Origin of the sequence: Moorena sp. SIO3H5 (genome assembly GCF_010692395.1) — a bacterium.
GTDB lineage: Bacteria > Cyanobacteriota > Cyanobacteriia > Cyanobacteriales > Coleofasciculaceae > Moorena.
The window spans coordinates 1-19,928 of the sequence record NZ_JAAHHS010000036.1 but is presented as its reverse complement, the minus strand read 5'-3'; the positions used below and the strand labels follow the sequence as shown (position 1 = coordinate 19,928).

13 protein-coding genes are annotated in these 19,928 nt (G+C 42.6%); 5 read left to right on the top strand and 8 right to left on the bottom strand.

Features of this window, described 5'->3' with window-relative positions; translation table 11 throughout:
- Positions 1-191: 191 nt before the first annotated feature.
- Positions 192-599: a metalloregulator ArsR/SmtB family transcription factor gene (locus tag F6K52_RS06440; protein ID WP_293075521.1), complete on the bottom strand. Its 408-nt coding sequence runs from the start codon at positions 597-599 to the stop codon at positions 192-194.
- A gap of 560 nt (positions 600-1,159) precedes the next feature.
- Here F6K52_RS06440 and F6K52_RS06435 point away from each other — a divergent pair.
- The gene (locus F6K52_RS06435; RefSeq protein ID WP_293075519.1) at positions 1,160-2,803 is read left to right on the top strand and encodes a D-Ala-D-Ala carboxypeptidase family metallohydrolase; all 1,644 of its coding nucleotides are present in this window, start codon (positions 1,160-1,162) and stop codon (positions 2,801-2,803) included.
- Positions 2,804-2,816: 13 nt separating this feature from the next.
- Here F6K52_RS06435 and F6K52_RS06430 read toward each other — a convergent pair whose 3' ends face one another.
- The 6 genes from F6K52_RS06430 to F6K52_RS06405 form a co-directional block, all read right to left on the bottom strand.
- On the bottom strand, positions 2,817-7,085 hold the full coding sequence (locus tag F6K52_RS06430; RefSeq protein WP_293075517.1) for a TIR domain-containing protein: 4,269 nt from the start codon (positions 7,083-7,085) through the stop codon (positions 2,817-2,819).
- A gap of 208 nt (positions 7,086-7,293) precedes the next feature.
- Entirely contained in the window at positions 7,294-8,898 is a 1,605-nt protein-coding gene (locus tag F6K52_RS06425; RefSeq protein WP_293075515.1) for a DUF4231 domain-containing protein, read from the bottom strand.
- A 219-nt stretch (positions 8,899-9,117) separates the two neighbouring features.
- Entirely contained in the window at positions 9,118-13,338 is a 4,221-nt protein-coding gene (locus tag F6K52_RS06420; RefSeq protein WP_293075513.1) for a TIR domain-containing protein, read from the bottom strand.
- Between the two features lie 304 nt (positions 13,339-13,642).
- Positions 13,643-14,278 carry a DUF4231 domain-containing protein gene (locus F6K52_RS06415; protein WP_293075511.1) on the bottom strand — a complete coding sequence of 212 codons (636 nt, stop codon included), beginning with the start codon at positions 14,276-14,278 and terminating at the stop codon, positions 13,643-13,645.
- A 403-nt stretch (positions 14,279-14,681) separates the two neighbouring features.
- A complete protein-coding gene (locus F6K52_RS06410; RefSeq protein WP_293075508.1) occupies positions 14,682-14,969 on the bottom strand; it encodes a hypothetical protein in 288 nt (95 codons plus the stop codon).
- A gap of 161 nt (positions 14,970-15,130) precedes the next feature.
- A complete protein-coding gene (locus F6K52_RS06405) occupies positions 15,131-15,634 on the bottom strand; it encodes an RNase A-like domain-containing protein (protein WP_293075506.1) in 504 nt (167 codons plus the stop codon).
- Positions 15,635-15,823: 189 nt separating this feature from the next.
- Here F6K52_RS06405 and F6K52_RS06400 point away from each other — a divergent pair, with 189 nt between their 5' ends.
- The 3 genes from F6K52_RS06400 to F6K52_RS06390 all read left to right on the top strand — a co-directional run bounded on the left by F6K52_RS06400 (position 15,824) and on the right by F6K52_RS06390 (position 18,123).
- Positions 15,824-16,621: a pentapeptide repeat-containing protein gene (locus F6K52_RS06400; RefSeq protein WP_293075504.1), complete on the top strand. Its 798-nt coding sequence runs from the start codon at positions 15,824-15,826 to the stop codon at positions 16,619-16,621.
- A gap of 125 nt (positions 16,622-16,746) precedes the next feature.
- Complete coding sequence (locus F6K52_RS06395; RefSeq protein WP_293075502.1) at positions 16,747-16,932, top strand: hypothetical protein; 186 nt, start codon at positions 16,747-16,749, stop codon at positions 16,930-16,932.
- A 9-nt stretch (positions 16,933-16,941) separates the two neighbouring features.
- Positions 16,942-18,123 (top strand): endonuclease/exonuclease/phosphatase, encoded by a 1,182-nt coding sequence (locus F6K52_RS06390; RefSeq protein ID WP_293075500.1) that lies wholly within the window; start codon positions 16,942-16,944, stop codon positions 18,121-18,123.
- 462 nt (positions 18,124-18,585) lie between these two features.
- On the opposite strand, the gene F6K52_RS06385 is transcribed toward F6K52_RS06390, so the two are convergent.
- Positions 18,586-19,482: a LysR family transcriptional regulator gene (locus F6K52_RS06385; RefSeq protein WP_293075498.1), complete on the bottom strand. Its 897-nt coding sequence runs from the start codon at positions 19,480-19,482 to the stop codon at positions 18,586-18,588.
- Between the two features lie 177 nt (positions 19,483-19,659).
- On the opposite strand from F6K52_RS06385, the gene F6K52_RS06380 reads away from it, so the two are divergent.
- On the top strand, positions 19,660-19,928 hold a 269-nt coding region (locus F6K52_RS06380), incomplete at its 3' end, for a redoxin family protein (RefSeq protein ID WP_293075496.1).

The window sequence follows — 19,928 nt, the reverse complement described above, 5'->3', positions numbered from 1 at the left end:
GTAGACAGGGTGACCGGGTGTGGGGGGTACTCATCTCCCCGCGCCCACCCCCCTAGATTATCGGTATTCAAACAGACTTGATATGATCTCGTGTCCGGTTGTTTCAGTAGTATTCATAGTCTATGGTTTTTTTGGTAATGGGTAATGCTTCCGGAGTAATCACAATTACCAATTACCAATTACCAAGGTCACTAAAAAGATTGCTGCATCGCTTTGAGTTGCTCTAGCTGTTGATTTTGTTGCTCTATTTGCAGTGACAGGGAATCACACACTAGCTCACATAGCTCAAAGATAAAGGGATTAGCTATTTGGTAAAAGACATTGATTCCTTGTTGATTGCGAGTGACAATCCCTGCTTTAGCCAGGATTTTTAAATGCTTGGATACATTGGCCTGACCTAAGCCTGTTTCTTCGATAATTTGACTAACATTTTTTGAGCCGGACTTCAGACAACAGATAATCTGCAAGCGACTTACTTCAGATAAGACTTTAAAGAAATCAGCGATCAGAGTCAAGGAAGTAGGGGATAACTGGGATATCTCACAGTCTGGAGGTTGCTCAGTCCTCAGAGAGGATTTTGGCAAAGAACTTTTAAGCATAATAGATTGGCTGACAGTGGTAATCAGGGCTACGCTTGATCTATTATATTATTATACGGTAGTCTTAGGGAGTAGGGAGTAGGGAGTAGGGAGTAGGGAGTAGGGAATAGGGAATAGGGAATAGGGAATAGGGAATAGGGAGTAGGGAGTAGGGAGTAGGGAATAGCGATGTATCGCTTTATTACTCTCTAATACTGCTAAGGTAAAAGCGTATTTTTGCCTATCTAAAAACTTTATTAATGGCCTTTAAAAAAAACGCTTTCAAAGAAATTACTTAAATCATAAAAATAATAGCAAAAATACCATCAATACAAAAAAATAAAGATACAATAAAAAACAGGCCTTACTTATTAATGGGATGATTGAGGGTAATTGGTAATTGGTAAGCTGTTGCCCATTTAAATTGGATATTATTCAGTTATAAAAATAACCCCCTGCTCTCTGCTCCCTGCTCCCTGCTCCCTACTCCCTACTCCCTACTCCCTAAAACCCAAAATTTTGTACCTCACCCAGAATAACTCCCCCTAACAGTTGTATTTAGTCCTAAAGTCAAAATAAAAATGTCTAGCGATTTGCGACTTCGTACTCTCAAACCTCAATATGAACAACTTTTTGCTACTTGTCAGCTCAGGCGAAGCTGCCTAGAACCAACTGGCCGCATTGTTCAAGAAATCCTCCAACGGCAAGGAGACTACGGATTAGTGGAGCGGCAAACAGGAGTGCCTTGGTGGTTTGTCGGAATTTTGCACTATCGAGAGCTGGACTTTCGAGACACTCATTTGCACAATGGCGATTCTTTAACTAATAGAACAATTCGCTACCCACAAGGAAGACCCATTGCTCCACCAGCTAACGGACAACAATACACCTTTGTTGAGAGTGCGATTGATGCACTGCGCTGGAAACAGTTCCACACTGCCAAAGACCACTCAATCGGCGCAATGCTATGGGGGTTTGAGCTATGGAATAATTTCTGTGATGCTAAGGGGGGTAAAAATTCCGAGTATCTTTGGAATGGCACCAATCACTTTAGTAGCTCACAGTATTGGAATCAATCCCTGATAGGTAACAATAATGATTCCTATGGTCAAGGGTACAAGATAGGAGCAGCAGCAATTGTTTGGTATTTGTATTACCAAGGAATGCTTAATCAACGGTTACAGTTTGCCACTCCACAAAGTTCTGTTAATTGGCAACAGCCAAGGAACACGGGATCAATTCAGTTCCTGGATATGCTCAGAGGTTATGGGAAACTGCCTCATCAAGATGCAGCACTAGCTTGGCTGCAACAACAGCAGTCGCCATCAGTGCTCACTGAATTTGCTCGTCGCTGGCAGGATGATGCTGATCGCAAATTAGTCTCTGTGGGAAAGTCTGCTGTTGTACAACTTTCCAATGGCACTCAGTTACCCACTAATTTTGTACTTCCGCAACAATCTCGGAAACCAGAGAGTCGAGGCACTAGGCCACATACAGGGATTAGGCTAAAAGTACTGAGCGATACTGTGTTTAAAACAAGTAGCCAGCAGTCCTATCAGCTCAAGGACTCACAAAAAGTTTTCGTCAAGGCAAACACGGAGTTTGATATTACATCGGATCAGCCAGCGGAGAATAAGCATATTCAGGTAGTCCTGGCTAATGTTGCTTTAGGCACACCACCATTAAAAACCTGGTACGTCTTCTGTGACCATGTTGAAATTGAAGGGAGTGAACCCGATAACGCACCTAAGGATGAACAACAATCTGACTTAATTAAGATTAACTCTAACAAGACTGGTCCAATTCAGTTGCCTGGATATGACAAAACCTTTTACCTATCAGAGCCGATTATCACTGGTGGTCACTTTAGTTGGGCAGAGGCAACTAAAAATGGTACTCGCATTCCTACGAACAAAAGTATTGTGGAGAACATTTTCAAAATTGCTGAGGTCATGGAGGAAGTTAGGGAATACTTTGGCAATCGCCCCATCGTGGTTAACTCTTGGTATCGCGACCCAGTAACCAATCGCCAAGTTGGTGGTGCTACACGCTCCCGTCATCTTTCTGGGGATGCTGTGGATTTTGTCGTTGAGGGGATATCGCCAATGTCGGTGAATAAACGCCTGGATTCCTGGTGGGGTTCCCGAGGTGGTCTAGCCAGTGCCAGTTGTTTCACCCATATTGATGCCCGAGGCCATCGGGCAAGGTGGAGTTATGGTTTTTGATATCGTCAGGATTTTATCTAGAATACCTGTCCTCTAAACCAAACACCTTCCGATCTCCTGGTGACAGCTCATAAATTTTAGCTGTTTGCAACCACTCATATATAGCCTCCGGCTTGAGCCACACCCTGGCATTCCCATTGCTGAAAGCAGTGAGGATTTTGGTGCCATCGGGAGAAAACACGGCGGAGTTCACAGCAGCATTATTGTTTCTCATCACCAGGATTAACCTACCGTTTAAATCCCACAACCTGGCAGTTTTATCAGAAGAAGCAGAGAGAATTGTTTTACCATCGGGAGAAAACACCGCTGAATTAACATCAAACTTATGTCCTTTCTCACGACCTCCTCCAAAGGTTCGGATCTCGTTTCCATTCAAATCCCACAGCTTTATGGTGTGATCTTCTGAAGCAGTGAGAATTGTTTTACCATCAGGGGAAAAGACGGCAGAATTAACAGCATCTTTATGTCCTTTAAAATCAGTAATTATTTCTCCGTTTACGTTCCACAACTTCGCAAGTTTATCGTTAGAAGCGGTAAGTATTTGCTGGCGGTTAGGAGATAGCGCAGCGGAATTAACTACCCCCTTGTGTCCTTTGTACTCTGATATTTCTATAAGTTCACTGCCACTAAAATTCCATAACTTGGCAGTTTGATCATAAGAGGTAGTGAGAATTTGCTGGTCATCTTGGGAAAAGCTGGAAAATTTAGCACCATTCCTACCAAATATCGTTAAGTTATTATAGTGATCATGTAAATTAATAGCCATGATCAGGCGATCGCCTTTTCCATTCCATAACCGGGTTTTGCCATCATCGGAAGTCGTGATAATATAATTTCCATTAGGGGAAAAAGCTGCTGTTTTTACAGCACAGTGATTCCAGACATCACAGTCATGAGGAAGTTGCTTGAGCAATTTTCCGCTCAGATCCCATAAATAAGCGTTTTTATCGGTAGTGGCTGTCAATATTTTTGTGCCGTCAGGAGAAAACACAGCAGAATTCACAGCTGCTGAATGTCTAAAACTAGAATTAACGGGTTGTTGGGTGATATCCCATAACTTTACTGTAGAGTCATCAGAGGCGGTGATGAGTTTGTCTCCATGGGGAGCAAACGCTGCAGTAGTAACCGATAATTGATGACCGATTAAATTAGCGATCGCGTTTCCATCCAAATCCCAAATTTTGGCAGTATTATCATAACTAACGGTAATAATGTGATTACTGTCTGGGGAAAACAAGGCTTTTTTGACTGCATCTGAATGTCCTGCAAAGGTTTTAATTAAGTTTCCATCCTTATCCCATAACTTAGCAGTGCCATCTTCAGAAGCAGTAAGGATTTGATCACCGTCTTGGGAAAAGAACGCTGAATTAACCCAACCGGTATGTCCCTTAACTATGTTGATAAGCTTGCCATTGTGGTCCCACAACTTAGCTGTCTTATCTTTACTGGTAGTGATAATGTGAGTTCCGTCTGGAGAAAATACCGCAGAGGTAAGACCGCAATGATAATCCTTTATATGTACATGCCAACAGCTATCCTGATCTAGAGTTGTGATCAAATTCCCATCCTTATCCCATAATTTGGCAGTTTTGTCCCGTGAAGCGGTGAGAATTGTCTGACCATTAGGAGAAAAGATGGCAGAGACGACGATATCTTTATGCCCGCTCAAGGTATTAATTAGTTGTCCCTGTTTATCCCATAATTTTGCCGTCTTATCATCAGAAGCGGTGAGAATTGTCTGACCATCTGAGGAAAAAACGGCAGAATTAACCTGGCACTGACCGTTGCGGAGGCAATCATGCCCTCGTAAGGTATTGAGCAAATTGCCTTCCTTATCCCACAACTTAGCCGTTTTATCCTGTGAGGTAGTCACTATTGTATTGCCATCTGGGGAAAATACAGCAGAATTAACCCTAGCAGAATGTCCGGCTAAGGTAGTGATTCGCTCCCCCTTGAGATTCCACAATTTTGCTGTGGTATCCTCTGAAGCCGTGAGAATTATATTACCATCCGGCGAGAATACTGCACTAGTCACAGCCCTTTTATGTCGCATATTGGCAGAGTAAAAAAAGAAGCGGCGATGAATTGCTGAATGGTAGGCTATACTCAGCAATTGTGAAACCTCAGGCACTTGATGGGTATTGTCAATCTTATAAGCAGCCTCGGCAATGCGTAAAGCTTTCGTCGGGTGTCGTTTTAAAAACGTCTTTGCTTCTGAGAGAAGATGCTTGGCTTTAGCAATTTTGAGGTTATTTTCAGCCAACTTTTTTTCTTGAATTTGATGGATAAGAGTGGCAACAGCTGCTACCAATGCTATAATGACTCCGACAATAAATAATTTTTGTTGTCTAAGTCTTTTCTTCTGTTCTGCTAGTCGTGCTTTTGCTTCCTTTGTACGTTCCTCTTGCAACCGTAAGATTTCTGCTTGTCGCTGTTTTTCGGCTTCTTTTGACGCTTCAATAGTGTTGTTACTGGCTTCAAAAAATTCCTTCTGTAAAGGAGTTGGGGGAGGATATTTATGATCTTGCTCAGCTTCCAGCAACCAGTTTTGGACAATGGAAAACTCAATCCCCCGCAACAGCAAGTCAGGACTTTTGTGGTTTTTTTCCCATTCCAAGGATCGCTGAGACAACTTGCTGTGGTTATGGACATGGTCTCGGTCAGTATCTAGGGTTCTGATCAATTCACTGAAATTGGCATAAAAATCTCCCCGATAATTTCTAAAGTCTATCCACTGTATCTTAGCTAATTCCGGATGTAACACGTCTACTGCTACTTCGTGATGTAATATAGTCACAAACCGTTTATTTAAACTCTCGGCGTATTCCACCTCATCTGCACAATAGGGTGAATTGACTGAGCGAGGGGAAATGATAAATATAAAGTTGTCAGAATTTTCAATACCCCGATAGATTTCCTGCTTAAAATTACTCCCTGTAGGAATACTTTCTTGGTCAAACCAAGTGCTTTTTCCCTGCATCTGGAGTGCCTCGTTTAACTGACGGGCAAAATCGGAATCTGCTCGGGAATAGGAGATAAATACTTCTAAAGAGGATGAGGGGATTTGATGGCTACTTTCAGTAATAAATTCGTGATGAAGGGGTAAGGGAGGATAAGAGTTGCGTTGCTGATTAAGAGTGAGCCAATTTTGATAATATCGCAAATTGTATCCCCGCAGTAAAATACTGGAATTACGATTTTGATTTTTCCATTTAATCGCCTTTACTAATAACCTCTTATGGTCTGAGTAGTAGGGCTCATCCTGATGCAATACCTTAATCATTTTGTCAGCATCAATGCGGTATTTCGCTTCATCATTATAGGTAGTAAAGTCAATAAATTGTAACGCTCTGATCTGGGTAGGTATGCACTCTAGTTCTATGGATTCAATCAAGAGGGGAATAATCCGTTTGTTGTTAACCAAGGCGTGGGTGATTTCTTGCTGACAATAGTCTGATTTCAGGGAAGCAGGTGAGATTAAGTAGACAATATTATCAGCTCCCTCAATACCTTGATAGACTACGTCTTGGAATGGGGTACCGGTTTGAATATCGGTCTTATTCGTCCAAACAGTAAAGCTTTTCCGCATTAAGGTTTTAGCAATTTTCCGCATCACCGGCTTATCTTGATCGGCGTAGCAGATAAATACCTGGGTCAGAAGGTTATTGGCATTCTTGGTGCTTTCACAAATCAACTCACACTGTAGGTCTGTAGGAACACAAGGAGGTTGCTGATCAGTAAACCTAACTTTTAGCCAAGATTGAGCCTGTTTTTGCTCTTCTCCAATTAACAAGTAGTTGGTTTGTTTGTGATGTCTAGACCACTCCAATGCCTTGATTAAAATTTCCGTATGTTGTCTGACATAATCACTTTGATGGTGGATTACCTGGAGTAACCCAGCCAATGAGGTTTCAAAATCCTCTGTATTATCTCGGAAATAGACCCAGTTAATTTGTTGGATAATTGGATGCATCTTATCCCAACAATCCGTAGGTTCAACATGAAGTAGAGGGATGATGCGTTTGTTGAGTTTAACGGCGAGTTGAATCTCTTTGAGACAATAGGCAGATTTGACTGAATGGGGAGCAATGATAAACAAGAAGTTATGGGATTTTTCAATGCCATCATCAATTTGATTTTGGAAGTCTACACCCAGAGGAATATCCTGTTGATCAAACCAGATTCTGAAACCAAGTTCGGTTAATCGTTGGTGTAGTTTGGTAGCAAATACTTTGCTATCAGCTCGTCCGTAGGAGATGAAGGCATCGAAAAAAGTCTTCATGTTTGGTAGTTAAGTAGGAATTCTAGGTAGTAGCTATTTGAGGGTAACTTGGGCTCACAAGTTTCAGAACCTACAGTTATAGAATTCCCTAAGGTTATACTAAGGTAACAGTTTTACCATTAGCTGCTAAGCAGTCAGCAGTCAGCAGTCAGCAGTCAGCTTACTGTCTACACTAAGCTGCATCCCCTGAGTATTTTGGTCTAGAAACTTAAAGCATGTGCTCAGCTCGTTGGACAAAGGTGTAGAACTGTTCCCAACCGTTGTAGCCTCCATTGACTAGCCTGCGGACTTTCCGCCAGTCTCCATCTCTGGCCGCTTGATACACCTTGCGGTCCAAGAAATAGCAGGCTAAAATTTGAGCAGCAATTTTGGGCTTGAGGGCAAGTTCCGGATTCTTTTCTAAGGTGCTGCCTAGACCAATTTTTTGGCCGTAGTCCCTGTAGTTAGCCCGACCGGTAATTTGAATAAAGCCGCGCCCATGATAGCGGGCTCCATCTCCTGGTTGGGTATTGCCCAAGTCTTTGCGACCTTCGTACATTTTGGTGAAGTATTTGGCATTACCGTATTCATTGATAGGACGGAAACCACCGGTTTCGACACCGATAGTAGCGATCGCAGCAATCAAGGTTAGCTTATCTAAAATCTTCTTTTCCTCAAGACCAGCCAGCATCTCTGGTAGATAAGTCTGGACATCTTTGAGGGGACACTTGAGAATATCCGCAACTACTGACGGGGTTACAAAATCGGATTCGGCTCGACAGGGGACGGAATCCTGAGAGTCCTGAGTTGGAGGAGTCAGGTCATGGTTGTTGTTTTCGGTTAAGGGAGTGCTTTCGAGTTGTTCGAGTTGGTTAGCTTCAGTCAACTCATCCTCATCCTCTTCTTGCCAAACCATGGGAGTGTTGTTTGAGGCTGAGGTTGCTAAATCATCCAATAAGACCATGGAAGGAGTTCCGCCATTACTGCTGGTTTTGAAACCATTGCCTTTGATTTGGCTAGGATGAACAAACTCATCCCCGTCTTCTTCCTGCCAGATTCTGGGGATATCGTTAGCAGAGGGATTGGCTGGAGCATTAAAGGTATTGCTTGGGTCAAATTCCTGAGGAAAGGGATTACCAGGGTTACCCCCTCTGAGGGGGAAATCATTTGGGAATTGGCTGGCTTCTGGAATCCGTTGCTGTTGTAATTGTTCGTTGGGTTCTGACTGAGCCATACCTAGGTTTGGAGTTAGGTTTTGACCTGGGTTTTCAGTTAGGTTTTGAGATAGGATTAACTCTGTTTGCTCCCTGGCCTGTTCCTGGTCGTGCTGAACCTCGCTGATGTATCCTTGTACATCTTTCCTGATGATCGCCTCTACACGGGAGGAAAACTGGGTAAATGCCTGGGTGTGCTTTTCTACACGTCGGTAAGGTCCGCTTAACTGAAGAAATTGCCAGCCTTCTATCTTCATGGCTTCTGCGCTGTTGCGATACTGAGTGTAGTGTTTGCCATATTGAAATAGCTCTTCTACAGCGGCGCTAATTGCCACTACCTGACTCAGTCCAAAGGCAGTCCAACCCAAGGCTACTCTGATTTTACCGTCGCTGCTGTTGATACCGACTAAAGCCGGAACAATTACCCCTCCGATAATGGTGAGCATTCGCAGGGAATAATAGTGGTTGCGACACTGATTTGCTCGCTTGTCTAACCACAACACTTGGTCGAGCCAGCGAGCTTTGATAAACCGCTTCTGCATTTCCGATAGATCAATCCCATCAATCAACCCAGCTATCTCTTCTTTAAATTGTTCCTGATAAGACCGTTTTTTTCCCATGATTGACTCGTCCTGTTTACTTGAGAGGATTCCCCAGACCTATACCCCACTGTTATGGATGAAAGAAACACCTTGACAAGGGTTAGGTACATGTATGGATTGTGTTTGGGGACTCATCACCCCAGTTATAACCGGGAATTATGACAACGTGGGTAAGGACAAATGCTCAAGTTTCGAGTATAGTTGAATCTGGGAAATACTACCTTTTTTTGATAACGATCAATAAGGGTATCTGACATCAGTAGGATTTGATCTAGGATCGCTGTCCTCTAAACCAAATTCGTCCCAATCTTCTTCTGACAGCCGATAAATGTTAGCTGTTTTCAACCACTCAACAATATCCTCCAGCATCAGCCACACGCTGACAGTGCCATTGCTTGAAGCAGTGAGGATTTTGGTGCCATCGGGAGAAAAGACGGCAGAGTTCACAGCAGCAGGAGCAAGGTCTTTCATCTCCAGGATTAACCTACCGTTTAAATCCCACAACTTGGCAGTTTTATCGTCAGAAGCAGAAAGAATTGTTTTACCATCGGGAGAAAACACCGCTGAATTAACATCAGACATATGTCCTTTACCGGGGCTTACTGCAAAGGTTGGGATCTCCTTTCCATTCAAATCCCACAGTTTTATGGTGTCATCTGCTGAAGCGGTGAGAATTGTTTTACCATCAGGGGAAAAGACGGCGGAATTAACAGCACCTTTATGTCCTTTAAAATTAGTAATTATTTCTCCGTTCAAGTTCCACAACTTCGCCAGTTTATCCTTAGAAGCCGTAAGGATTTGCTGGCGGTTAGGAGATAGCACAGCGGAATTAACTACCCCCTTGTGTCCTTTGTATTCTGAGATTTCTATAAGTTTACTGCCACTAAAATCCCATAACTTGGCAGTGTGATCGTTAGAGGTAGTGAAAATTTGCTGGTCATCTTCGGAAAAGCTGGCCAATTTAGCACCACTGCTACCGAATATCGTTAAGTTATTATAGTTATCATGTAAATTAATATCAATGATCAGGCGATCGCCATAGTTACCATTAGGGGAGAAAGCTGCTGTTTTTACAGCACAGTTCTTCTCGATATCACAGTCATAAGGAAGTTGCTTGAGCAATTTTACGCTCAGATCCGATGAATAAGGCTTTTTATCGGTAGTGGCTATCAATATTTTGTTGCCGTTAGGATAAAACACAGCAGAATTCACAGGTACTGAATGTCTAAAAGTAGAATTAACGGGTTGTTGGGTGATATCCCATAACTTGACTGTCGAGTCATCAGAGGCGGTAATAATTTTTTGTCCATCGGGAGAAAACGCTGCAGTGGTAACCGATATTTGATGACCGATTAAATTAGCGATAACTTTTCCATCCAAATCCCAAATTTTGGCAGTATCATCATCACTAACGGTAATAATCTTTTTACCGTCTGGGGAAAACAAGGCTTTTTTTACTGGCTCTGAATGTCCCTCCAAGGGTTTAATTAAGTTTCCATCCTTATCCCATAAGTTAGCAGTGCCATCTTCAGAGGCGGTAATAATTTTACCGTCTTGGGAAAATAAAGCTGAATTAACCAAACCGTTATGTCCCTTCAAGATTTTGATCAGCTTGCCATTTTGTTTCCACAACTTAGCTGTCTTATCTTTACTGGTAGTGATAATTTTAGTTCCGTCGGGAGAAAATATCGCAGAGGTAAGACCCCTATCCTGATTTAGAGTTGTGATAAACTTCCCATCCTTATCCCATAATTTGGCAGTTTTGTCCCGTGAAGCGGTGAGAATTGTCTGACCATCAGGAGAAAAGACCGCAGAGACGACGATATCTTTGTGCCCGCTCAAGGTGTTAATTAGTTTTCCTTTTTTATTCCATAATGTAGCCGTATTATCATCAGAAGCGGTGAGAATTGTCTGACCATCAGGGGAAAAGACGGCAGAATTAACCTGGCACTGACTGTTGGGATTGCAATCATGCCTTTGTAAGGTATTGAGCAATTTGCCTTCCTTATCCCACAACTTAGCTGTTTTATCCTCTGAGGTAGTCACTATTGTGTTGCCATCGGTCGAAAATACAGCAGAATTAACCCTAGCAGAATGTCCCTCTAAGGTCTTGATTAGCTCCCCCTTGAGATTCCACAATTTTGCTGTGGTATCCTTTGAAGCTGTGAGAATTATACTACCATCCGGCGAGAATACTGCACTAGTCACATCCCTTTTATGTCCCATATTGGCATAGTAAAAAAAGGAGCGGTTATGAATTGCTGAATGGTAGACTCTATTCAGTACTTGTGAAACCTGAGGCCCTTGATTGTCAATCTTATAAGCAGCCTCGGCAAGGCGTAAAGCCATAGTAGGGTTTTTATGGTTTTCTGGTAAAGACTCCTTTGCTTCTGAGAGAAGATTGTTTATTCTAGCAAGTTTAAGGTTCTTGTTAGCCAACTTCTTTTGTTTAATTTGATAGATAAGAGTGCCAACAGCCGCTACAAATGCTATAATGACTCCGACAATCAATAATTTTTGTTGTCTAACTCTTTTATTCTGTTCTGCTAGTCGTGCTTTCGCTTCCTTTGTACGTTCCTCCTGCAAGCTTAGAATTTCTGCTTGTCGCTGTTTTTCGGCTTCTTTTGCCGCTTCAATAGCGTTGTTACTGGCTTCAAAAAATTCTTTCTGTAAAGGAGTTGGGGGAGGATATTTATGATCTCGCTCAGCTTCCAAGAACCACTTTTGGGCAATGGAAAACTCAATCCCCCGCAACAGCAAGTCAAGAGTTTTGTGGTTTTTTTCCCATTCCAAGGATCGCTGAGACAACTTGGTGTGGTTATGGACATGGTCTCGGTCAGTATCTAGGGTTCTGATCAATTCACTGAAATTGGCATAAAAATCTCCCCGATAATTTCTAAAGTCTATCCACTGTATCTTAGCTAATGCCGGATGTAACAGGTCTGCTGCTACTTTGTGATGTAATATAGTCACAAAGCGTTTATTTAAACTCTGGGCGTATTCAACCTCATCTGCACAATAGGGTGAATTCACTGAACGAGGGGAAATAATAAATAAAAAGTTGTCACAATTTTCAATACCCCGATAGATTTCCTGCTGAAAATCACTTCCTGGAGGAATGCTTTCTTGGTCAAACCAAGTGGTTTTTCCCTGAATTTGGAGTGCCTCGTTTAACTGACGGGCAAAATCGGAATCTGCTCGGGAATAGGAGATAAACACCTCTAAAGAGGATGAGGTAATTTGATGGCTACTTTCAGTAATAAATTCGTGATGAAGGGGTAGGGGAGGATGAAGGCTACGTTCCTGATTAATAGTGAGCCAAGTTTCATAATATCGCAAATTGTATCCCCGCAGTAAAATACTGAGATTACGATTTTGATTTTTCCATTTAATCGCCTTTACTAATAAGGTCTTATGGTCTGAGTAGTAGCGCTCATCCTGATGCAATACCTTAATCAGTTTGTCAGCCTCAATGCGGTATTTATCTTCATCCTTATAGGTAGTAAAATCAATAAATTGTAGCCCTCTGATCTGGGGAGGGATGCCCTCTAGTTCTGTGGATTCAATCAAGAGGGGAATAATACGTTTGTTGTTGTCCAAGGCGTGGGTGATTTCTTGCTGACAATAGTCTGATGTCACGGAAGCAGGTGAGATTAAGTAGACAATATTATCAGCTCCCTCAATGCCTTGATTGATTACGTCTTGGAATGGAGTACCGGTTTCAATATCGGTCTTATTCGTCCAAACCGTGAAGCTTTGCCGCATTAAAGTTTTAGCAATTTTCTGCATCACCGGCTTATCTTGATCGGCGTAGCAGATCAACACCTGGGTCAGAAGGTTATTGGCATTCTTGGTGCTTTCACAAATCAACTCACACTGTAGGTCTGTAGGAACACAAGGAGGTTGCTGCTCATCAAACCTAACTTTTAGCCAAGATTGAGCCTGTTTTCGCTCTTCTCCAATTAACAAGTAGTTGGTTTGTTTTTGATGTCTAGACCACTCCAATGCCTTGACTAAAATTTCCGTATGTTGTCTGACGTAATCACTTTGATGGTGGATTACCTGCAGTAACCCAGCCAAGGATTTTTCAAAATCATCTGTATTATCTTGGAAATAGATCCAGTTAATTTTTTGGATAATTGGATGCATCTTATCCCAACAATCCGTAGGTTCAACATGGAGTATAGGGATGATGCGTTTGTTGAGTTTAACGGCGAGTTGAATCTCTTTGAGACAATAAGCAGATTTGACTGAATGGGGAGCAATGATAAACAAGAAGTTATGGGATTTTTCAATGCCATCATCAATTTGATTTTGGAAGTCTACACCCAGAGGAATATCCTGTTGATCAAACCAGATTCTGAAACCAAGTTCGGTTAATCGTTGGTGTAGTTTGGTAGCAAATACTTTGCTATCAGCTCGTCCGTAGGAGATGAAGGCATCGAAAAAAGTCTTCATGTTTGGTAGTTAAGTAGTTCAGTAGGGATTCAATATAACTATTTGAGAGAAACTTGGGCTCACAACTCTCGGAACCTATAGTTATACAATTCCCTAACATTTCACTAACGTAACAGTTTTACCATTAGCTGCTTAGCACTCAGCAGTCAACCGATAGTAGCGATCGCAGCAATTAAGGTTAGCTTATCTAAAATCTTCTTTTCCTCAAGACCAGCTAGCACGTTTGGCAGATAAGTCTGGAGATCTTTGAGGGATTACCAGGATTACCCCCTCTGAGGGGGTAATCATTTGGGAATTGGGTGGCTTATCGAATCGCTGCCTGTTGTAATTGTTCGTTGAGTTGTGACTCAGCCATACCTGGGTTTTGAGTTGGGTTTTGAGTTGGATTTTGAGATAGGAACTCTGTTTCCTCCCTGGCATGTTTCTGCTCTTGCTGAACCTCGCTGATGTATCCTTCTACATCTTTTTTAATCAGCGCCTCGACACGGGAGGAAAACTGGGTAAATGCCTGGGTGTGGTTTTCTAGACGTTGGTAAGGTCCACTTAACTGAAGAAATTGCCAGCCTTCTATCTTCATGGCTTCTGCGGTGTTGCGATACTGAGTGTAGTGTTTGCCAGATTGAAATAGCTCTTCTAAAGCGGCGCTAATTGCCACTATCTGACTCATTGCAAAAGCAGTCCAACCCAGAGCTACTCTGATTTGACCGTTGCTGCTGTTGATACCGACTAAAGCGGGAACAATTACCCCTCCGATAATGGTCAACAGTCGCAGGGTATAATAGCGGTTGCGACACTGATTTGCTCGCTTGTCTAACCACAACACTTGGTCGAGCCAGCGAGCTTTGATAAACCGCTTCTGCATTTCCGATAGATCAATTCCATCAATCAACCCACCCATCTCTTCTTTATATTGTTCCCGATAAGACCGTTTTTTTACCATGATTCACTCGTCCTGTTTACTTGAGAGGATTCCCCAGACCTATACCCCACTGTTATGGAAAAAAAACCTTGACAATGGCTAGGTACATGTATGGATTTTTTTTTGGGGATTCATCACTCCAGTTATAACCGGGAATTATTGCAACTTGGGTAAGGACAAATTCTCAAGTTTCGAGTATAGTTTAATCGGGGAAATAATACCCTTTTTTTCATAGTGGTCATGGGAATTTGGCGGAAGCGAGCCAAGCAGCTTGTATTGGAAATTTTTAGAAAAAAAAGGCAGTAGCAATCTCTATAAGTGTGAGGATTCAGCTAATGCGCTACCTCACAGGCTAGAAGCCTGTGCCACGCTACTTGAGGTGCTATCAGCTATCAGATAAAGTACTTTACTCTCTTCCGGATACTTAATCAAGACCACTTTCCAACAGGTCGAGCATTTCTGTTAGCCATTTTCTAGCACTTTCTTCAGTTTCAAAATGGCGATTGGCATAGTCACCCACATCTTTCCAGGGAAAGGAGCGAGAAGCCAAAGCAACCCGTCCTTCGGCAATTATGGTACGATGCCACTTAGCAAGTTCTGGATTGTTGCAGCCAAGAACTACCTCTTGATCACTTTTACCTTCAAAATCAGCTTCAGCAAACTCCCCAGCAAGAAAACTGTAGAGATTTTCGTAGTTAGGTTTTTGGCTCATGGGTAGATTTTTGGTGTATAGTTAATGGCTAATGTTGAGTAATGACTGAAGATTGGAGAATTAGAGACTGAAGATTCAATAAATACAAGATATTATAGTTTAAGCAAGGGTCAGTCTAAACTATAAAATCTAAACTATCAAATCTACAATCCCCTGAGCAGTTATCTAGCGGGATATGACGTAAGAAGTAAGCAATCTCCCTTTGCTGTTTTTTCCATAACCACACGCAACTTCCTACTATTAGAAATATTGCTCATAGAAGCAGGACGGCTAGCCACACGACCAACTACTTGCCTAGCCCTATAGTTAACAGCTCGCTTCTCACCTGTAGCAGCATCAAGAACCCAACTATTTAATGTATTCCGGTTGGCTCTCAAAGCAGCTTGAATATTAGTGGCAGCAGTTCCCAAATCGGGATAGGTGCTAGCTGCGCTGATTCTGGGAGCATTAATTAATCGGTCTACTAGTTGTTGATCACTTTTACCAACATGGCGATCTATGGTGTGACCACCAAGGTCCTCCTGTCGTTGTAACCAGTCGGAGGAAAAATTACTCGGAACGCATTGCGCAAAAGCTGATTGACTCAGGTAAAAACCCTGTACAAGAGTCAAAACAGCCAATAGTCCAGCACTCTTGGCTAGGGATTTTTTCCAATGGGTAAGCATCTTAAATAATGTCTGTTTTTACCTACTATTCCCAGCAGCTTTTTAATTGTAACATCCTCAGCGACTGCATCAAGACAATGAAAGGAGGTTCAATGGGCGACTGACTGTATCAGGGATGAGCTCATTGCCCTCAAAGCTGTATAGAGTAAAATTTTGATGATCATATATTAATTTTGGTTAAGTCAACCTATGTCTAATCAAGAAATTCGGCCAGAAGGGCAACCGTTAATCGATCGCTCTATAGAGGATAAAACTAAGGACTTTTTGGAGATAGGGAGAATTGCTGGTCTTAATACAACATCCGATTGTGCAGGCGCTGATCTCAGCGGTGCTAATTTGAGTAGTGTTAACCTCAGCCGTGTCAATTTGAGTGGTGCTAACCTTAGCCTGGCTAAACTCAACGGGGCTAATTTATTTGGTGCTAACTTATTGGGAGCTAACTTGTTTGGCACTGACCTGAATGAGGCTAATCTTAGTGAGGCTAATCTTAGTCATGCTAATCTCAGCGAGGCTATCCTCAGTCGTGCTATTCTCAGCAGTAGTAATCTTAGGGGTACTATAGTCAGCAATGCTAACTTTAGCTATGCTATCCTGAGTAATGCCAACCTCAGCCATGCTATCCTGAGTAATGCTAATCTGAGTTATGCTAATTTATTTGGTGCTAACCTCAGCGAAGCGAATCTATTTGGTGCTACCTTAAGTTGTGCTACTTTGAATTATGCCATTTTTAATCATGCTAATTTGAGTTACAGCAACTTAAGTTATGCCTCGATGGATTATACAGTACTGAGTGCTGCTAACCTCAGATGTGCTCTTCTGGGGGAGACTAACTTGAGTAAGGTGAATCTGAGTGATGCTAAATTAGAGAAAGCCCGGTTGGTAAATAATTTAGGAATTTCTGAAGAGATGAAGCTTGACTTTAAGAAAAGGGGAGCAATTTTTGAAGATTCGAAGGATAATAATGGTTTGACAATTTTTAATCATTAAATACAAGGGAATAGGGAATAAGGCAAAAGGCAAGAGGCAAGAGGCAAGAGGAACCCACCCCTAACCCCTCCCAGGAGGGGAAGGCAAGAGGCAAGAGGCAAGAGTTAATCAAGTATATAGGTATTTTGGGTAACTCTTCCCGATTCCCGATTCCCGATTCCCGATTCCCGATTTCCGATTCCCAATTCCCGATTCCCAATTCCCGATTCCCGATTCCCAATTCCCGATTCCCGATTCCCAATTCCCGATTCCCGATTCCCGATTCCCGATTCCCGATTCCCTTTTTTGATCAATCCTATGTTTACATTTAAAATAATATTATGTCTGAATTTACTGGAGAAGAATGGGGAAAAATCCGAGAAACTTTGGCTGACGAGCCTACTAAGTATGGATTGCCTAAGCGGGAATATGGCTCGGTGGTGTTGGGGTCATTTAATATCCGAAAACTGGGTGCGGTAACTAAGCGCAGTCCTCAAACCTGGGATTTTTTGGCTCATGTTTGTAAGCACTTTGATTTGCTGGCTGTCCAAGAAATCATGGATGACCTGAGTAGTTTCCAGGAGTTGAAGGGGCGGATGGGCTCAGAGTTTGGTACGATTGTGTCTGATCGAACTGGGGTGTTTCCTAATGAACCAGGATTAGGGGAAAGACTGGGATTTATATATAATTTGTCGATGGTTAAGCGGGGTGAAGTGGTCTCAGATATTTCTTTTGACCGTACTAAGGTGTTAGAAACCTTGGCTCGTAACTATAATCATATCAATCAGGCTATTTTACCCTATGTGGACTATCTAAAAGAACTGGATCAGTGGAACTCAAATCAGTTAGGTAAACCCCCTAAGAAGCCGAAGGTTAGGATGCCAGTGTTTCTAACATTTGCTCGCCAACCGTTCTGTGTCAGTTTTAGAATTGTTGGTCATCCTGGTACTAACCCCTATGAATTTATGGCAGTTAATGCTCATCTGTATTTTGGGGACTATATCTCGGATCGCCGTCAGGAATTTGATGCACTGATGGCATGGATATTAGGACGGTTTATCGAACATGATCGAGCGTATTATCCCAATTTTATCTTATTAGGAGATCTGAATCTAGATTTTGATAATCCTACTACAGACCGTTACCGCATTGAAAAGCATATCAAGATGTTTAATGCTGAGGTTAAAGGGGAAGCAAATGTTAATTTTCCCTTCTTAGACCCCCATCCAAAGACAAACCAAGTCTTGCGAACGAATGCTAGATTGACGGAAACTTTTGACCAAATTGGTTTGTTTAATTGGGATCAGCGTCTTCCTACTTATAAAGAAAATTCCTCTATGGGTGAAAACCCACGAGGACCGGATTATGGTGTTTTTAATTTTGTTGAATTGTTTAGTGATGCGTTGTACGACCGAGGAGTTAGTGAGTTATCACTATCCGAGAAGAAGGCATTTTTTCGACGGTTTGAACATGAGGTAAGTGACCATTTACCGTTGTGGTTACGACTGCCGTTGCCGGATTGAAGTTGCTGATCATTTCGCTAGTTTGGTTAATCAATGCTTTTAAACAGCAGATTTGATCTTCGGCAAACTGCCCTTTGGTGAGTTCAGGGGTAATGTTAATGGCAAAATCAACAATATGACTAGCGATTTCTGGGGGTAAATCACCAAGTAGCTCCCGATTGTGTATGAGTGAATCCCGTCTGTTGTTATGGTAGGTCATGATTATTGATACAATTCTTAGCTTGTGTTACTAAGCTAATTAATAGTTAACTATAGTAAAACCGTATTTTTAACTAAGAGGATATCTCCCAAGTTTTTTGATACTGAATTTTGCCCCTAGCCCCCCAAGCGAGCAATCCCTCGCTTGGGGGGAACAAGAATCCATTTGATGGTAAAATTCCCCTAAAGTTGGGCTACTAACGGGGGCTTGGATGTAGCAAATGAGACTTCTCAGACAACCTCTCAATAACTATTCAATTCCATCTAGATTGAAGCGCTATTGCGGAACGATTCTACGAGATAATCTGCAAAGGCGTGAGCTGAAGGCTTTGCACCTCTCCCTCCAGCGAGCAAAGCATTAACTTCGATAGTCCCGATTTCCCAATCTGCAAGAACTTGAACGAGTTCACCCCTTTCGAGTTCTGCCCTACACCCCCACAAAGCCGTGGAGATAATCCCCATTCCAGCTAAAGCAGCAGCCGTTGACGCCTCATTGACGCTCACCATGAGCTGACCTTCAACTTTTACGGACAAAGTTTTGCCGTCTTTTTTAAAACTCCAGCCAGTAGACCCCATACTCGAAGGCCCAATAATCACTTGATGCCCTGCAAGGTCTGCAGGAATTTGTGGCGTTCCGGCCTTCGCCAAATATGCGGGAGAAGCAGCTATCAGCCGTCGTGTTACCCCTAGCTGCCGCGCGACCATAGTTGAATCGCTGAGCGGACCAAAACGTAGTGCAACATCAATAGCCTGATCGATCAAATCTTGGCGCGAATCAGTCAGCACGAGATCAACATGCAACCCCGGATGTTGAGCCAGAAAATCGGGAAGGCGAGGAATGATTTCGCGTACCGCGAAGCTTATGGCAACCCCCACTCTCAATCGCCCCTGCAACTTTCCATCACTACGAACCAGATGATTAGCCTCTTCCAAAGCAGACAGAATCGGTTCTATTCTCGCCAGATAGTCCGCCCCGGCCTCAGTTAATTTCACTGCATGGGTACTTCTGACAAATAGTGCCGCCCCTAGATCCTTTTCCAGTTTGGAGATGATTCTGGAAACAGAGGGCTGGGACAAGTTAATCTCTTTGCCCGCAGCCGTAAAGCTACCGGTTGTGGCCACACGGCAAAACAAGCGCAAGGTCGAGATTCGATCAGTCATTCGTTTTTTAAATAACTATTAGACATATATTACCACTACCAATTAAAAAACAAATGAGCAATACTGAATAGTAGGCAGATGGATCGGTTCACGAAAGCCTGAATGCATTACCAGTCTTTGACTGGACCGTGATGTAACCCTCATGTCAATGAAAAACCACAAAATAGGAATAAAATTATGTCTCTTCAAGAAAAACTCGACGCTTTTAAGGCAGATTTTGAAGCCAACAAGGCTCCTGCCGCTGCGGTGGAAGCCTTTCATCGTTCCACCCGTGAATTGATCGAAAATGGAAATGCCGAGCGCGCCCTCAAAGCAGGTGAACGAGCGCCCGAATTTACGTTACCTGATTCAGAAGGCAACCTAGTCTTTTCGAGAGCTTTGCTCGCCAAAGGCCCCTTGGTAGTGACTTTCTATCGTGGTGTCTGGTGCCCCTATTGCAATTTTGA

Excerpts from the sequence above, each read along its gene's own strand:
- F6K52_RS06440 (WP_293075521.1), bottom strand. The coding sequence starts at position 599 with ATGCTTAAAAGTTCTTTGCCAAAATCCTCTCTGAGGACTGAGCAACCT.
- F6K52_RS06390 (WP_293075500.1), top strand. The coding sequence starts at position 16,942 with ATGTCTGAATTTACTGGAGAAGAATGGGGAAAAATCCGAGAAACTTTG.
- F6K52_RS06435 (WP_293075519.1), top strand. The coding sequence starts at position 1,160 with ATGTCTAGCGATTTGCGACTTCGTACTCTCAAACCTCAATATGAACAA.
- F6K52_RS06410 (WP_293075508.1), bottom strand. The coding sequence starts at position 14,969 with ATGAGCCAAAAACCTAACTACGAAAATCTCTACAGTTTTCTTGCTGGG.
- F6K52_RS06400 (WP_293075504.1), top strand. The coding sequence starts at position 15,824 with ATGTCTAATCAAGAAATTCGGCCAGAAGGGCAACCGTTAATCGATCGC.
- F6K52_RS06430 (WP_293075517.1), bottom strand. The coding sequence starts at position 7,085 with ATGAAGACTTTTTTCGATGCCTTCATCTCCTACGGACGAGCTGATAGC.
- F6K52_RS06420 (WP_293075513.1), bottom strand. The coding sequence starts at position 13,338 with ATGAAGACTTTTTTCGATGCCTTCATCTCCTACGGACGAGCTGATAGC.
- F6K52_RS06385 (WP_293075498.1), bottom strand. The coding sequence starts at position 19,482 with ATGACTGATCGAATCTCGACCTTGCGCTTGTTTTGCCGTGTGGCCACA.
- F6K52_RS06425 (WP_293075515.1), bottom strand. The coding sequence starts at position 8,898 with ATGGGAAAAAAACGGTCTTATCAGGAACAATTTAAAGAAGAGATAGCT.
- F6K52_RS06415 (WP_293075511.1), bottom strand. The coding sequence starts at position 14,278 with ATGGTAAAAAAACGGTCTTATCGGGAACAATATAAAGAAGAGATGGGT.
- F6K52_RS06405 (WP_293075506.1), bottom strand. The coding sequence starts at position 15,634 with ATGCTTACCCATTGGAAAAAATCCCTAGCCAAGAGTGCTGGACTATTG.